Source organism: Enterovibrio norvegicus FF-33, from assembly GCF_000286835.2.
Taxonomy (GTDB): Bacteria; Pseudomonadota; Gammaproteobacteria; order Enterobacterales; family Vibrionaceae; genus Enterovibrio; species Enterovibrio norvegicus_A.
Map to the genome: position 1 here is coordinate 609,056 of NZ_AJYD02000038.1, position 16,780 is coordinate 625,835.

A 16,780-nucleotide genomic window follows, 5' to 3' on the forward strand; every position below is an offset into this window, starting at 1 on the left:
CCTTGCTAAGCGGACTAAAATTGTGGGTTATAATGTGGAGCGAAGCGAAACGTAACCCACTGTTTTAGTTCCGTTTAAGCAACTTGTTATGTTTATGACGATGAACGTTTGCTGCGTATTAAACGATAACACCATTTACTCAGTACATAATTTACAGGGATCAATATAATAGCTCCCAAAAACCATATCTCATTTTGTAAATAGCCCATTCCTGTCGGGCCAATATTCCAGCCAAATATAGATTCAATACCGCCACTCAAAATGAGCAAAACAATATACAACGGCATATAAAATACTGAGATGATCCATTGTAAAGCGACAACTTGAATTTGATCGCTATGTAACAAATAACTTAAGTACGCTTGAAAGCTAGATACCACAATTAAAATACCTATGTATGTATTCTTGCGCATAAACAATGCCTCATAGAACATAACAGTGTATTAGATGACAAAATGTCGGAATTAAACACGATATTTTGTCCCTTAATAACAATGCATTATACCTTAACTGCTCGTTACCAACTGATTCTAATATCTTTTTTAATCATTTAAGATGTCGATTTGCGGAAAAGCTTCAAGATGTCTTTTTTCATCAACATGCATTGGATCTCTACGATGCTGTGGTTATCAACAGTAAAAATCTCGGTTCAGATTAGAAAGAATAAGGCCAATCGGGGGAGCTATTATCCGAGCAGAGAAAGAGCCTAGCTCACTTTGGGGCAGAAATGAGTCAACACAACGTGGAATCATCCTCTCCCCCAAAAGCACTCTTCACAAAACTCATGTACTCAGCTGCCCCCTAACCTTATCCCCAATTTCTGTGCATAACTCCCACGTAATCGATGGCTTCAATGGCTTATAGATTGCAAGTGATTGTGTGATTTTTGTTCAACTTTTGTCTATAAATTTCACGCACAAAAAAGGGCAGGATATTCATCCTGCCCTTTGGTGTTTTTATCTCTGGCATCAGAGGCTATTTACACGCTCTGTGCTTATGCGTTGATGGCTTACACGTCGTAGGTGGTAGACGAGATGTTGCCGCCTGTGCCAGTCCAGTTCGTGTGGAAGAACTCGCCGCGTGCTTTGTCCGTGCGCTCGTACGTGTGCGCGCCGAAGTAGTCACGTTGTGCCTGAATCATGTTCGCTGGCAGGCGAGCGGTGGTGTAACCGTTCAGGAAGGTCAGTGCAGAAGACATACATGGCATTGGTAGGCCGCTTTCGAACGACTTAGCCACCACTTTACGCCATGCTGGCAGGCTGCCTTGCAGAATGTCTTTGAAGTACGCATCTGTGCCTAGGAACGGCAGTTCTGGGTTTGCTTCAAACGCATCACGAATGTTGCCAAGGAATGCGCTACGGATGATACAACCGCCACGCCACATTAGCGCTACATTGCCGTAGTTCAGTTCCCAGTTGTTCGCTTCAGACGCTTCGCGGATCAGCATGAAGCCTTGTGCGTAAGAAATGATTTTAGAAGCAAGCAACGCTTGGCGTAGTGCATCTAGCCACTCTGACTTGTCACCTTCAACCGGTTGGATTGGGTTATCGAACAACGCAGCCGCTTCAACGCGTTGGTCTTTCATTGAAGACAGCACGCGCGCGAACACTGACTCGGTGATCAGCGTCAATGGAATACCCAAATCTAACGCATTGATACCTGTCCATTTGCCCGTGCCTTTTTGGCCTGCTGCATCCATGATTTTCTCAACCAGTGGTTCGCCGTCTTCGTCGCGGTAACCCAAAATGTCCGCAGAGATTTCGATCAGGTAGCTGTTTAGCTCAGTGTTGTTCCACTCGGCAAAGGTCGCTTGCATTTCATCATGCGACATACCCAAACCTTCTTTCATGAAGTGGTAGGCTTCGCTGATCAGCTGCATGTCGCCGTATTCAATACCGTTGTGAACCATTTTCACGAAGTGACCTGCACCTTCACGGCCAACCCAATCACAACATGCTTCGCCATCGTCAGTTTTCGCGGCGATAGCTTGGAAGATTGGCTTCACGAAAGGCCATGCCTCTGGGCTGCCGCCCGGCATGATTGACGGCCCGAAACGTGCGCCTTCTTCACCACCAGAAACACCGGTACCCACAAAGTGGATGCCTTTTTCGCGTAGCTCTGCAACGCGGCGGTTGGTGTCAGGGTAGTTGGTGTTACCACCATCAATGATGATGTCGCCTTCGTCTAGCAGCGGCACAAGTGCGTTGATGAATTGATCAACCACATCGCCTGCGCGAACCATCAACATCACTTTACGTGGTGCTTCTAGTTTGCTCACCATGTCTTCTAGCGAGGTAGCACCCACAATGTTGGTGCCTTTCGCTGGGCCTTCAAGGAACTCGTCCACTTTGGCGACAGTACGGTTAAAAGCAACGACTTTGAATCCGTGGTCGTTCATGTTCAGGATCAGGTTTTGACCCATCACGGCCAGTCCGATTACACCAATATCAGCTTTCATTTATATCTCCTTAGGCCAGCTCTTGGGCTGCTTCTGAATCTAAATACCACTCGGTTGTATCCGCTTGTTTTTCACAGCGAACTTTTGCAGCAGGGTAAGCCTCGGCTGCTGGCGCGTTGTCGGCGATTTCTTTCAATACCGACGCTTTGCTAGCGCCCAATACCAAGTAGGTAATGCGTTTTGCGTTTTTCAACAGATGCGCAGTTTTGGACACACGGAACTGATGGCTTTCAGGGTGTGAAGCAATGGTCGCAATTTCTGTGGTTTCGTAATCTGTTTTACCTGGGAACAGGGAAGCGGTATGTCCGTCTGTGCCCATGCCAAGCAAAATCCAGTCAAATGCAGGTGTCTTACCTTGGTCTAGTTGACCTTCGCTATCTGGAATCGTGTCATACATCTCTTCCGTAAAACGAATCACTTCGCCTGCCACGAAGTCTTCACCACGGATACGGTGAATGTTCTCAGCAGGGATCTGGATGTGGTCAAACAACAGTGCCTTTGCTTGTCCGTAATTGCTTTGCTCATTATCTGGTGCCACGCAACGTTCGTCGCCCCACCAGAAATGCAGGTTCTGCCACTGAATACGCGTGGCGTAATCCGCGTTTGCCAAGTAACTGAAAAGCTGTGATGGCGTGCTGCCACCAGACAGTGAAATGTGTATAGGACGTCCCATTTCGCTGTATTCCAACAAGCTCTGAGCAAGGGCTTCAACCACCTGCTGAGAATCATCGAATACGCGATAGTTCATGTTACTCATAGTTCACAATAATCCGTATCTGCTAAGTTCTTACAAGGGAAGCGCCATGAACGATCTTCGTCGTTCAGTAGTTCATCAGCTTCTTTTGGCCCCCACGTCCCTGCGGCGTAGCCGTATAGGTGCTCAGGGTTTTCCTTGTATTCCAAAATCGGTTGAACGAATTCCCAACACGCTTTCACTGCATCGGTTCGCGCAAACAATGTGGCATCGCCTTTCATTGAGTCGAGCAGCAAACGTTCGTATGCCGTGAGCATTTGGGTTTCTTCAAGGGTGTCGTAATGGAAGTCCATCGAGACTTCCTTGGCTTTAAAGCCTGCGCCCGGTTCTTTCAAACCAAAGCTCATTTGAATGCCTTCATCAGGTTGAATACGAATAATCAGCTTGTTCTCTGGGGCATTCGCGCCAAACACTGGGTGCGGCGTTTTTTGGAAGTGAATGACCACTTCCGTCACTCGCGTTGGCAAGCGTTTACCGGTACGAACGTAAAACGGCACGCCGTTCCAACGCCAGTTATCGATAAACATCTTCAAACCGACATACGTTTCCGTGCGGGAATCGTCTGCTACACCATTCTCTTGGCGATAGCCTTTGAGGTGAGCACCACGCACATCAGACTCAGTGTATTGTCCCAGTACCAGATTATTCTTCAACTTTTCTTCGGTCAGTGGCTGAAGGCTGTTCAGCACTTTCACCACTTCGTTACGCATTGAATCTGCGTTTATGACCGCAGGCGGCTCCATACCCACCATTGCCAATACTTGCAGCAGGTGGTTTTGGAACATGTCGCGCACGGCGCCCGCACCGTCATAATAGCCGCCACGTTCTTCTACACCCAGGAACTCAGCCGCAGTAATTTCAACATAATCGATGAAGTTGCGGTTCCAAAGGGGTTCGAACATACCGTTAGCGAAACGGAAAACCAGCAGGTTTTGAACCGTTTCTTTACCAAGGTAGTGGTCAATGCGGTAAATCTGATGTTCTTGGAAAGCATTGTGAAGGGTTTTATCGAGCTGTTCAGCGGTCGCAAGATCATAGCCGAATGGCTTTTCAACGATCAGGCGTTTCCAGCCGTTGTCTTCTGTGTTCAGGCCATGAGCAGCAAGGCTCGTTGGGATAACGCTGTACAAACTTGGCGGTGTCGCCAAATAGAAGGTGGTGTTGCCACCGGTTTCGTAAACTTGCTCGATATCATCCAAGCGCGCTTTCAACTTGCCGTAATCGTCGACATCTGACGTATCAATCGGCTGGTAATGAACACGCTCAAGAAACTCTGTCAGCATTTGCTGATCAACTTTCTCATTCGCTGTTAGCGAGATTTTGAGTTTTTCTTGAAATTCGGCATCAGAGTAGTGGGTACGACTGACCCCTAGAATGGCGAATTTTTCTGACAGCAATCCATTAGCAAAAAGATGATAGAAGGCAGGAATTAATTTGCGATGGGTCAAATCACCCGACGCGCCAAAGATGACGATACAATTATTTTCTGGTTTGACCATAATGCAATCCCACTTGCCTGAAGCCCTCAGAGCAAGTCATTCATTTTTTAGTGATAGAACTATAAACAATAAGCTGAAAAGTAACAGTCGTTTCTGTCTATCAAATTGATAGATAGACCCGAACAACCTCAATAGCAGAGATTCAGGCGCAACTATATACCCAAGCAACTTCAAGATGCTTGAGTATATAGCGCTTTCGTCAATTCACCCGCTGAAATTGCTTTGCAACCTGATGTATTTTGTCCACACCAAAGTGGCGTGAAATCATCACGGCCTTGCAATTCAGCTTGGCTTCGAAGAGGGGTCGCCTCAATCGAGGCAAACGGAAACGTCGGGACGAGTGGATGGATACAACCCAGCTCTTTCATGGCGCGATTGACGATGCCACGAGCGGGTCTGCCTGAAAATATGTTCGTCAGCGCGGTATGCGGTGATTGGCCGCTCTGAATAGCAGCACGGTGCAATGGTGAGGTCTTAGCTTCCACGCACAATAGATACGCGGTTCCAACTAGCACAGCATCGGCACCTAGTGACAAAGCGCTTTGCACGTCGTTACTGTCACCAATACCACCCGCGCCAATCACAGGCACATTGACACGTTGGGCGATTTGCGAGATCAGCGCAGCGGCTCCCATTTGGGTAGTAAGGTTATCCGTCAGGAACATGCCTCGATGACCGCCCGCCTCTATGCCTTGCGCAATAATACCGTCAGCCCCATTGGCTTCTAACCATATAGCTTCTTCAACCGTGGTCGCAGAAGACACCACTTTTGCGCCCCAGCTTTTTACCCGCGCCAAAAGTTGTTTATCGGGAAGACCAAAATGAAAACTGATAAATGAGGGGCAAAAAGGTTCGATGGCATCAGCAATATCGTGGTTAAACGGCATTCTGGTTGCGCTGTTGAGCAGGCTTGCTGCATTCACATCAAACTCTTCAAAGTACGGCGTCAGCACAGTTCTCCATTTTGCGTGTTGGCTTTGGTCGAATTGCGGCATGCGATGACAGAAGAAGTTGAGATTGTAGGGTTTGGTCGTCGAGGCTTGAATCGCTTCTATCTCACTCACGATTTGATCGATACTCAACATGCCACAAGGCAAAGACCCTAACCCACCCGCTTCACTCACTGCGATGGCCAGCGTGCTGTCTTGCACGCCTGCCATTGGCGCTTGAATAATGGGAAGTTCGGTACCGAGCAGTGCCTTGATGTTGCTGTCGAAGTTATCGCTACCCCTATTGGTGATCTCTCCGTTATGCATCAGCGTTCCTTTTCTGACGTATTCGTTATCGGTTGGGCTAACAGCGCAAGCAATAGACATGCGAGATATACGCAAGTGACCTCAAGATGCTTGGGTTTATCACTCTAATCACAAAACGCGCAGAGTGCGCGAACAAAGGTCTGATATTGACCATTGGTTGGCAAATTTAAGTATGTTGAGGCGAGGAGATTAGCATTGGGGATCGTTCAACGAGAAAACGGAGGCGTACCTCCGCTTTGGGATATTTTCGCGAAAACTTAAGTCTAAACGAAAACTGAGGTCTAAACGAAATCTAGGGTTTAAACGAAATCAAACATGCTGTTATCCAGATCGGATGCATTGAACTTATCGAGTACGATTTTGGTTTGCGCATTATCAAACGTCATGACCACATCTTCACCAGACTGACGGATGTTGATGTCGCCCATTTTGGTTGCGAGTGTTTTTTGAAGCGCAATGGTGTCGTACTTGCCGTTGAAATCCAAAATGATGTCGTTCTCACTGCTGTTGTTGAAGAAAAACACATCCGAACCCGCACCGCCAGTGAGAATATCTCGACCCATACCACCATCAAGGTAGTCATCGCCGCCACCGCCGTTTAGGCGATCTAAGCCATCATGACCGTACAACTTGTCGTTGTCCGCTTCACCAAACAGTTTGTCGTTACCCAAACCGCCCAACATCGTGTCTTCACCCGACCATCCGTAAAGAATGTCATTGTCAGTATGACCGTTGATGAAGTCGTTGCCCAAACCACCATAAATGGTGTCGTTTCCTTCAAGACCAATTAGGGTGTCGTTACCTTCTTCGCCAAGAATAGTGTCATTGCCTGAGCCGCCATTCACTTGATCATCGCCAAGGCCACCGCTGACGTAATCATCACCCGCGCCGCCGAACACGGTGTCATCATCACCGCGCCCAAACAGGGTGTCATTACCTTCACCACCGTGCAGTTCGTCTTCGCCATAACCACCATTAAGCATGTCGTCACCGTTGCCGCCGTTCAACAGATCATCGTCAAGGCCGCCGAATAACTCGTCGTGGCCATCGCCACCTTGAAGGTTATCGTTGCCGTCTTTTCCGTAAAGAAAGTCGTTCCCGGCTTGGCCATACAGGGTATCTTTACCATCATTGCCGTTAATGATGTCGTCGCCTGTTCCGCCGTAAAGTTTATCGTCACCCGCTTGGCCGAACAGTTGGTCGTTACCCGCATCGCCGTATATCGCGTCGTTACCGTTTTCACCGAAGATCACGTCATTGTCTTCGTTGCCGTGCATCACATCAGCACCGTCACCACCGCGTAAGGTATCGTTACCCGCACCGCCGTTCATGGTGTCGTTTCCAGCGTCACCCCAAAGCACGTCGACACCGTCATCGCCATTTAATGTATCGTTACCGTCACCACCAAACAGGATATCGTTTCCTACGCCACCAAACAGTTTGTCGTCACCCACGCCGCCTCTGAGGCGATCGTTGCCCGCATCACCGTAAAGTGTGTCGTTACCTTCATCACCTTGCAAAGAATCGTTGCCGTTGCCGCCATAGAGAAGGTCTACTCCCAAACCACCCTCAACGATGTCATCACCATCATCACCGAACAACTCGTCGTTACCAAAGCCACCACGTACAGAATCATTCCCTTCGCCACCACGTACAACATCGTCGTTGTCGCCGCCAATTACGGTGTCATTACCACGTCCACCGTCAACATAATCGGTATCGCCATCGGCCTGAATAAAGTCATTGCCGTCCAAGCCATAAATCTCGTCAGCGCCGGGTGTGCCGCGAAGAACATCATCGCCATTGGTTCCATTAATGATATTTGCCATCGGTATCTCTTCCTTAATTGGTTTTGATAGAGACGTGCATGAGAAGAAATCGCTTTCTCGCGCACGAGTACAGAACGAAATACTTCAGCAAAGCCAATTAAGTCATCTTTGTTTGAACGGAATTTTAAGGCAGTAAAGCAAAAATGCCTGTTAAACTGAAATTGGGGAGGATGATATTCATACACAATTAGTATGGATTTTCGATTAACGATGTGATCTTTTTTACGTGATGGGCGTCGTTAGAGAAAAAACTGCGAGCAGCATTCAAAGACCGTCGATTTCAGCTCGATGCATATGTGTAAAAACCACACGAATCGAACCTGACAAATTTTCGGACAATGACAGGCGTCTAGAAAATAATGAAACCGTCCTGTCATGCTTTTTTGGTACTCATGACGCCCTTAAACATGGCGGCCTTTCCGCTAGACATAGCCATTCACGCCAGCGGAAAAAGCCTAAGGTTAAGGTAAGGTCACACATTGATATCGCTTTCTTTGGTAAGTACCTCTTTAATACCTCCCATCATGGTTTTCACCTCGGCAAGTACCTGCTTTACCTTGCTAATATCTGCTTTACTCGTTCCCATCACGTCAAAGAGCGCACTCAATGACAAAGCACCGCTTGATGCGGAGGATCCTTTTAAGCCATGGGTAAGCACACCAATCTGATCGATATCATTGTCTGAAATGGCTTGTTCCAATAAAGCCATGTCAGAGATCAGTGATTCCCAAAAAATGGTCAACACTGCATTCATCATTTTTTTGTCACAGGTGCCGATCATGCTCTCTAAGTGGTCGAAGTCAAAAAGCTCAGTGTTCAGCGCAATCGATGTACTGGGCAGTTTGGCTGGCAATGTCGATACCGCATTAACCGGCATTTTTATGACATTTCTTGCCAGTGTTGATTTCAGTTTGACGAGCTCAACAGGTTTGGAAATATAGTCATCCATTCCCGCTTGAATGCAGTTTTCCGATTCGCCCGCCAATGCATTGGCTGTTATCGCAATGATGATGGTTTTATCACGCTGTTGTTCGGCTTCTAATCGACGAATTTCAGTAGTGAGTGCAAAACCATCCATTTCAGGCATGTGGCAATCCGTTAACACAACAGGATAGTGACCCGACTTCCATTTCATCAGGGCTTCCACACCGTTTTTTGTCATTTCATAGTGATAGCCAAGATTTGTAAGCTGGCGCTCCAGCACCATTCGATTGGTAGGCTGATCCTCAACGCATAGAACAACAATGCTGTCTTTCTCAATACCATCATCATCAACGTCGTCAGCTGTGCTGTTGAATAATGAATAATCTACATTTGTGAAATCCGGTTTTTCAAAGCCACAGAGCACAAATAATGCCGTGATCAACTCGCTTGGGTTGAACGGTCGAATGCCCAAATAATAGAGCTGTGGAGCAACATAACCTGCGAGTTCGGAGACTTCCGTATCTAACACAATGTTTTTTAATTTCTGATCGTTGATATGGAAAGGCTCATTAACCGTGATGACAATGGTTCGACAATCATCAATAGAGGTAGGCATTTCACGTGTGATCATCTTAGGCTGACATTGCAAAATAATTTGTTCACAGGTGCGATAAATTTCTTCGTCTTCTATCATCACAACGAAATGGTAGTCGTGAAAGTCATAATTATTAAGCAAGGTTTCATCTGATGTACTGTGATACAACGGCAGCGTCACCGTAAAGTCACTGCCTATTTCAGGCTCACTGGTGACGCAAATATTACCTTTCATCAGTTCAACAAAGGATTTTGAAATGCTAAGACCCAGTCCCGTGCCGCCATATTTTCGCGTGGTAGAGCTATCGGCTTGTGTGAACGGCATAAATAGCTTATCGACCTGCGCCTCCGTCATCCCTACGCCAGTGTCGGAGATAGAAATACGGAGAGAGCGGCTGTCTTGAAGATATTCCGTGCTCACAGTAACAAACGCCTTTTTATCGGGTCTGTATGAGAACTTAATAGCATTACCCACTAAGTTGAGTAATACCTGTCGAATGCGTACCGAATCCATTTTTATTTGTTTAGGTAACCGAAAATCGTAGTGAATCCTCAGTACCACGTTGCTTTCTTGCGCCGTTACCCAAAAAACATCAAGTGTTCTTTCGATCAAACCCAGCAGATCCGTATCTCGGTACTCCAACTCCATTTGCCCCGACTCAATTTTCGAGAAGTCGAGAATGTCGTTGATAATCTCAAGCAATGAAAAAGATGAATCTCGAATTGTGGCCGTCATCCGTTGCTGATCTTTGGTCAGTTCACTCTCTCTGAGCAAATCAATCATGCCCACAACGCCATTCATCGGCGTGCGGATTTCATGGCTCATGGTAGCAAGAAACCGAGACTTGGCTTCGCTCGCTTTCAATGCTGTTTTTGATTCCTGCTCCAGCTTTTTCTGCAACGTGCGCTCATCGGTGATATCGAGATTAATGCCAAATAACGTATATTGCTCACTATTGGGATTATGGTAGACATCGCCCGCCGCCTTTATCCATCTCACCTCTTTCGTAAAACCATGAACAATACGAAACTCGGCATTAAACGCAGTATTCGCATTAAGCGAGCGACGCACTTCATTTTCGGCATAGTCAACGTCATCGGGGTGTATCGTTTTGCGCCAGTCTTCATACGTCAAAGCATTCGCTTTGGAAAAACCATAGAGGTTGAACATACCTTCGTCCCATTTCAATTCACTCGTGTGAATATCCATGGACCAGTTACAAATCCCACCGGCATTTGAGGCCAGTTTCATCCCACGAAGTAATTCGTCTCTGGTTTCTTTCGCACTGAGAAGCTCCTTCTCTGCTTCCTTTCGCTCTGAGATGTCTTCAACAACTTCAATGAGGTACTTTGGCCCCCCTTGGTCATCACACACTAAAGAAACCGATGTCGTGGACCAAAACTCCTCACCGTCACTTCGAATGTATTGTTTTTCCAAGGTAAACGACTTCGTTTTGTCGGTAATCAACTCATCAATTGACGTTTTAGTGATTTGTCGACAGTCTGGATGAGTAATCTCATAAAGGCTCTTATTTAGTATTCGCTCTTTGTCATATCCCATGAGCGCGCACATTTTATCATTCACTTCCAAAAAGCGACCATCCAGTGAGACCCTTGCAATACCAACGGCCGCCTGACTAAAGGCCGCTCTGTATATGATGTCACGCTCGCCTTCAGCATGAATATCGACCAATGATGCGACCATTGGCTCCGGTTCATTTAGGCTATACATCTTGGAGACAGGTACATGAGCTTGGTTCTGACCAATCAGATTAACAGCGCCAGTTGAAGGGTTCATTGGCACAACAATGCGCCGAGAAAGGTAAAATGCGAGCGCCAGACCGAAAGCAACAAACATCAATGCGAAAAGTATGGCGTTGCGAACTAAGGTATCAGACGCAGCAAATGCTTCATCTACTCCCACCCGAATATATGCCGACCAAGACAATCCTGGATAATCGTACGCCCCATTGGAATGTGCATAACCCGTGACTTGCTGAATGTGTTTCCGAGAGTGCATAGAAATGTTAGCGCCGCTAAACCCAGACACGGCGAGTTTCGCCGCCTCTACGCCACGCTCCATGAGGTTTAACTGTCCGATCGTGGTGAAATCTCGCTGATAGTTGGCTGCTTTTTGCCCGACAGGATCCATGTCGACAATAACGTAGCCTTGGCGATCTAACAGAGTCAGCTCTACACCGTTGTAACCTTCAGACGACAACAGTACATAGGTTTCTTCAACGATTCGCTCAATCGCTTCAAAATCAACCACATTGACCCAAAGCCCCAGAGGGTTACCTGACATATCACGCAACACGGTCGAAAAGATCATGTCGTAGTGATTACTGTCGTTTTCCAGAAGATTTCGCTCTGGTCCAACAACAAATGTGCCATTAGGCATCTCTGGATTAAGGGATTCCCCCTGAATTGCGCGTTGAAACCAATCACGTTCTCGCATTGCTGCAGGGGATATAGACAGATCGGCGAGTGGCTTACCAAACGTATTTTGACTGTTTGCCGCGACAACGTTGCCTTCAAGATCGAAGACAACCATTCGACGATACATGTTGTCATGTCGAACATAACCGTTCAGCGTTTTAGCAAGAGCGGCCGTTTCCCCCAAGCCTTTCAAGCGCTGCTCATCAAGACTACCAAGCGAAAGAGGGAAGGTTTTTGTATCGTTATAACGCGCAAGAAGCTCCCTATCTATGAGTTTGATCAGCAGCGCCGCTTCGCGCTCAATACTCGTCAATACGGTGGATTGCGCAATGTCTTTTCCTTTCAAAGACACCGTCGCGACCATAACAACCATGAGCAATGCTAGGAATAAGAAAAAGGCGGAGAGTTTGATCGAAAGCTTCATTTTACTGACTCTTTTCTTGGGCAAAATGTCGTACGTCAAATGAACCACTGATAAGCCACATCATCATTCTGCTCAATCAGCGTCACGCAACTTGTCTTGTTAACAACACATATTGAGTAAGATTAGTTGCATATCTTATAATTGCGACATAACTGTCGCTGTTTAGTGGTGCTGTCTCGGCGTAAAAGCCGATGTAGCTTCGCTTTCATCTTTAGGAAGAGGCACACATCAACAATGCGTGATTGGCTCAAAATCCTGCCCGATGTGGTCAAGCGAATTGGCCTTTATTTACTGATGAATAGATTAAAAAACGGGAAGCTCGCATGGTGAGTCTTGTGAAAGAGCCGCGAGAAAGGGGGATTTAAATCGGGAAGAAAGTCATCGATGCAAACCCGTGCACCACCTGATTGATGTGACGGTTGGTGCTGTCGGCCACCATTTTCGCCATCATGTCTTGGATAACCATCATTTGACCTAACACGCGCTCATAACTGTAATTGGGCACGCCCTCTTCGGTGAGGCCATTGCTCCACAGCATGAGATTGCCGTTACTGTCTGTGCGAGTGTTTAGCAACCATGCGACAGTTTCTAGGTTGCGGGCGCTGTTGTAGAGCTTTTGCTGATCAATATCGTCCAGCAAATAGAACTCCAGTTGGTTGTTGTAACTGCTGCTGACCATACCCGTGATACCGACCATCAGCGCGAACACACGATCCCCTTCGAATTCCTCCGCAAATGCAAGATACAGGGCATCTACCCCGTCGATGTTGCCAAGTTCTGCGTAGCCATTTATTGGGCGTTTAACGGTCATAAAAGAAGCAAGGCGGGCGTTCACCGTTGCGCCGGGCACTTTGGTGAGCTCTCTTGGGTTACGTTTGTAGAGTTTGATGGTGAGGGTTTGAATTAAATCGCGGATCTCCACAATATGAATATCCGTGATCAAATCCATGTCGGATTTAGCAAGATTTTTAAACGCAAAAGGACGACTGCTACTGCTACAGGCACTCAATACGAGAACCAGTACCACACACAGCCAATGTCGTCGCATCATTCCTACTCCGCGTTTAAGAGAACTCAAAAAGTGTAGGTGGCGCACTATTGATTTGAAAAGCGTGCTACATCCGGTCTGAGGGGTGAATCTAAAAAAATCGCGATATTGTTACTCACGACACCATCCTTTAGAATTCGCCCAATCAAATTGATTTCGCAAGGCAAACCATGAACAAGAGTTTTCTGACTAACATCATCGCTGCGGCCATTTTCGCGGCAGGCTATTTCCTTGACCAACCCATTGCCCTTTATGGCGGTTTATTTGCGTTGTCTGGCTCACTCACCAATTTGCTGGCTGTGCACATGCTATTTGAGAAAGTGCCAGGTCTTTATGGCTCCGGGGTTATTCAAGCGCGTTTTGAAGCCTTTAAGTTGGGCATCAAATCTTTGATGATGGATCAGTTCTTTACTAAGGAGAACATTGATCGCTTCCTTAACAAAGAAATGTCAGGCGGCGCCAACCTGAACCTTGACCCTGTCATTGAGAAGATTGATTTCAATCCGACGTTTGACGGCTTAGTTGACGTGATCAATAACAGCCAATTCGGTGGCATGTTAATGATGATGGGCGGTGCAGAAGCGCTGACCCCGTTGCGTGAACCGTTCGTGGCGAAAATGCGTCAGTCCGTGATCGACATTACGCAGCAAGAAAGTTTCCGTGAAGCGCTCAAAGGCCAGATTGAACAACCAGAGATGTTAGGCGATATCACCGCCAACATTGAAACCGTTATCGAGCAACGTCTTGATGAGCTAACCCCTGATATGGTGAAAGACATTGTTCAAACGATGATCCGCGAGCACCTTGGCTGGCTGGTTGTTTGGGGTGGCGTGTTTGGTGGTTTGATTGGTGTCGTCTCTGCACTCGTCACGGCTTAACAACTAAGCGAGCGGTGATCCCAGTTCGCTGGCATAAAACGCGGACATATGATGCTTATCGGCACCTTCGGGTGCCGTTTTTGTTTCACAAGGTCTCGCCATGCTTTGGGATGGCTCACAAATCTCTGTTCTAATTACAAAATCACCCTCAAGTTCCCCGCAGTTCGTCCGATTCACTCCTAGAATAAATGCATATTGCACGTCGCATAACTGACACACTTTAACCGTCTTTCACATGAGGTGAATTTATGGCCAAAACACGGATTTTTACATTAGCTACAGCGCTTGTTTGCGCCATGTTTGCGTCTTCTGCTTCTGCATTGATATTGCCACTTTCGGTAGGTGCCGATGCCGGTGTTGCGGATGTTAAATATAAAGGGCGCAGTGCGACAGGCTACTTTTGGGCCGTCACGGGTAACCTAAAGCTCACCAGTATGACCAGTATTTACTCAGGCTATGGTGAAACGACGGCTGAAATCCCCGATATTGATGGCGTTGATCAGGATTTCACGTCTATCTCTGTTCCACTGGCACTGCAGGTTAACCTGCCGATTGTGTTGGGTGATGTCTATGTGCGCGGCGGTGGTAACTATTACGAAAACACCTATGGCACCGAAGTCGAAGACGGCTATGGTTTGATTGGTGCAATTGGTCTGAGCCTTGCACCCGCGATTGGTCCAGGCATGGCAATTGAATTGGGTTATCGTGACCGTGGCAATGCGGAAACCAGCAGCATTTCTATTGGCGCTCGCTTAAATTTCTAAGCCGATTCAGCCTTTAGACCCAAAGCCAAACAAAGAAAACCAAAACAGCGCCCTATCGGCGCTGTTTTTTATTGGGTGTTTATATCAAGAGCGAGACCAAGAACTAGAGCGCGTACTTAAACCTTAAGCCATAGGCTAGAAAGGTTTGGCTACAGCGCTTGATGGCTTTCGAGGTAAGCCTCTGCTTGCTCTTTACCCATATATCGTCCCAATGTCTTCGCTTGTACGTTGCGCAAGTCGACCACAATCAACCCATCTAACGCGTTGTTAAACGCCGGATCGACATTGAAACACACCAACTTCCCGTTCAAACCAAGGTACTGGCGCAGTAACACAGGCACACCCAAACCGCTGCTCATTCTGCTTATTACTCTCGATAACACTTGCATGTCACCCAACGCAGATAGCATTGAGGTGTGCCATGGCACAGGCTCTGAGGTTTCTAGTGGCGTGGTAGGTTTCACCAACTGTGCCATGTTGTCGTCGTAATGATGAACGCTCAAGCTTTCTGCCAATAGACGTCTTGCTGTCAGGGGATAATCATTGCTGATGCTCACAGGGCCAAACAGAGTGGTGATATGCGAATGTCGGCTGACATATTCCGCAATGCCTTTCCAAAGTAATAACAATGCCGACAAGCTACGCTGATATTTTACATCGATCACCGAGCGTCCCATTTCCAGCGATACGTTCATGCTGTCGACAAACCGCTCATCATATTGAAACAGACTGCGCGAATAGAGCCCTTCAATTCCGTGTGTTTTCACAATGTCCTGGACCTGCCCTAAACGATAAGCACCCACCATTTGTTGTGCTTCTCTGTCCCAAATAAACAAGTGCAGATAATAGTTATCGTAGTCATCCAGATCGCACGAAAGCCCTGTCCCTTCGCCCACTGCTCGGAAGTTGATTTCACGCATGCGACCAATTTCTTTAAGAATGCAGGGGATGTGCTCGCTGGTTGTGCAATACACATCAAACTCGCTCGACGACAGTAACTTGGCATCGTCTGGTAGGGTTTTGATTTCAGCTTCGATGACATCTGTCCCGACCGAATCAATGATAGGTTCGCCATCACTGCTAGCCAAAGCACTGACGGCTTTTTCTTGATTCAGCAGATAGGTGTTCAAACGCAAATAATTAACCAGTGCATCATCGTTTTCAAACGCCCGACACTCTTTCCATTTGATCGGTTCACCGATGGTCAGAGGGATAGGTTTTCCACGTTTGTTGAGCAATTCTCGCCCGAGCAACACAGTGCGAAGTAGTGGGTGAATCGTTCCTGCACGATAAAACTTGCGGCTGTTACGCCCACCGATAAAAATAGGTACGACAGAGGCTTTGTGCTTTCTCACAATGGCCGCCACAGAGCGGCTCCATGCTTTGTCATTTAACAAGCCATTTTCGTCGAAGGTCGACACCTCTCCGGCGGGAAACACCAGTAACAGTCCACCGTCACCAACGTGCTGATGCGCTTCTCGCAGCGCGCGCATATTGGCACGACGAGCACTTTCGCCTTCAAACACATCCACGCCGATAAAGAGATCGCTCAGCTCAGGAATACGTTTAAGGTAGTAATTGGCGAGCACTTTCACATCAGGCCGCACTTCACGCAGCACTTTGGCAAGGATAACCCCTTCCACACCGCCTAACGGATGGTTGGCGACAACGACAGAGCTTCCTGAACGGGGAATATGATCAACTTCTTGTGACACAACTTGATAATCAATGCCCAACACATCAAGGGTATAAGTCAGAAAATGATCGGTATCTATCCCTTCTGGGCGAAGGCGATAGTATTTGTCTAACGTGCGGAGCCCAGTTAAGGACTCCACTGTTTTTTCAACCACGCCAAACGGCGTTTTTCTTGGCAATAGAAAGGGGCTGGTATTCATTCTCTCTCCCTGATGAAG

Annotated in this window: 11 protein-coding genes; 2 read left to right on the plus strand and 9 right to left on the minus strand. The window is 47.3% G+C overall.

Going from position 1 to position 16,780, the window contains the following annotated elements; genetic code table 11:
- Positions 1–92: 92 nt before the first annotated feature.
- From A1OO_RS23020 to A1OO_RS10990, 8 genes are all read right to left on the minus strand, one after another.
- Positions 93–413: a hypothetical protein gene (locus A1OO_RS23020; protein WP_017003048.1), complete on the minus strand. Its 321-nt coding sequence runs from the start codon at positions 411–413 to the stop codon at positions 93–95.
- Positions 414–1,009: 596 nt separating this feature from the next.
- Positions 1,010–2,458, minus strand: a complete 1,449-nt coding sequence (gene gnd, locus A1OO_RS10960; RefSeq protein WP_016959865.1) for a decarboxylating NADP(+)-dependent phosphogluconate dehydrogenase — start codon at positions 2,456–2,458, stop codon at positions 1,010–1,012.
- A gap of 10 nt (positions 2,459–2,468) precedes the next feature.
- A complete protein-coding gene (gene pgl / locus A1OO_RS10965; RefSeq protein ID WP_016959866.1) occupies positions 2,469–3,215 on the minus strand; it encodes a 6-phosphogluconolactonase in 747 nt (248 codons plus the stop codon).
- Positions 3,212–4,711, minus strand: coding sequence for a glucose-6-phosphate dehydrogenase (zwf, locus tag A1OO_RS10970; protein WP_016959867.1), 1,500 nt, complete (start codon positions 4,709–4,711; stop codon positions 3,212–3,214). The genes pgl and zwf overlap by 4 nt, the downstream gene beginning before the upstream one ends.
- Before the next feature lie 170 nt (positions 4,712–4,881).
- Entirely contained in the window at positions 4,882–5,967 is a 1,086-nt protein-coding gene (locus A1OO_RS10975) for an NAD(P)H-dependent flavin oxidoreductase (protein WP_016959868.1), read from the minus strand.
- A gap of 299 nt (positions 5,968–6,266) precedes the next feature.
- The gene (locus A1OO_RS10980) at positions 6,267–7,796 is read right to left on the minus strand and encodes a calcium-binding protein (protein WP_017003049.1); all 1,530 of its coding nucleotides are present in this window, start codon (positions 7,794–7,796) and stop codon (positions 6,267–6,269) included.
- 472 nt (positions 7,797–8,268) lie between these two features.
- The gene (locus A1OO_RS10985; RefSeq protein WP_016959870.1) at positions 8,269–12,177 is read right to left on the minus strand and encodes a PAS domain S-box protein; all 3,909 of its coding nucleotides are present in this window, start codon (positions 12,175–12,177) and stop codon (positions 8,269–8,271) included.
- Between the two features lie 361 nt (positions 12,178–12,538).
- A complete protein-coding gene (locus A1OO_RS10990) occupies positions 12,539–13,228 on the minus strand; it encodes a hypothetical protein (RefSeq protein ID WP_016959871.1) in 690 nt (229 codons plus the stop codon).
- A gap of 167 nt (positions 13,229–13,395) precedes the next feature.
- Here A1OO_RS10990 and A1OO_RS10995 point away from each other — a divergent pair, with 167 nt between their 5' ends.
- Both A1OO_RS10995 and A1OO_RS11000 read left to right on the plus strand, forming a co-directional pair.
- Positions 13,396–14,103 carry a hypothetical protein gene (locus tag A1OO_RS10995; protein ID WP_016959872.1) on the plus strand — a complete coding sequence of 236 codons (708 nt, stop codon included), beginning with the start codon at positions 13,396–13,398 and terminating at the stop codon, positions 14,101–14,103.
- A gap of 248 nt (positions 14,104–14,351) precedes the next feature.
- Complete coding sequence (locus tag A1OO_RS11000) at positions 14,352–14,867, plus strand: hypothetical protein (protein ID WP_017003050.1); 516 nt, start codon at positions 14,352–14,354, stop codon at positions 14,865–14,867.
- 149 nt (positions 14,868–15,016) lie between these two features.
- On the opposite strand, the gene A1OO_RS11005 is transcribed toward A1OO_RS11000, so the two are convergent.
- Positions 15,017–16,762: a lysophospholipid acyltransferase family protein gene (locus A1OO_RS11005; protein ID WP_017003051.1), complete on the minus strand. Its 1,746-nt coding sequence runs from the start codon at positions 16,760–16,762 to the stop codon at positions 15,017–15,019.
- Between the last annotated feature and the right edge of the window lie 18 nt (positions 16,763–16,780).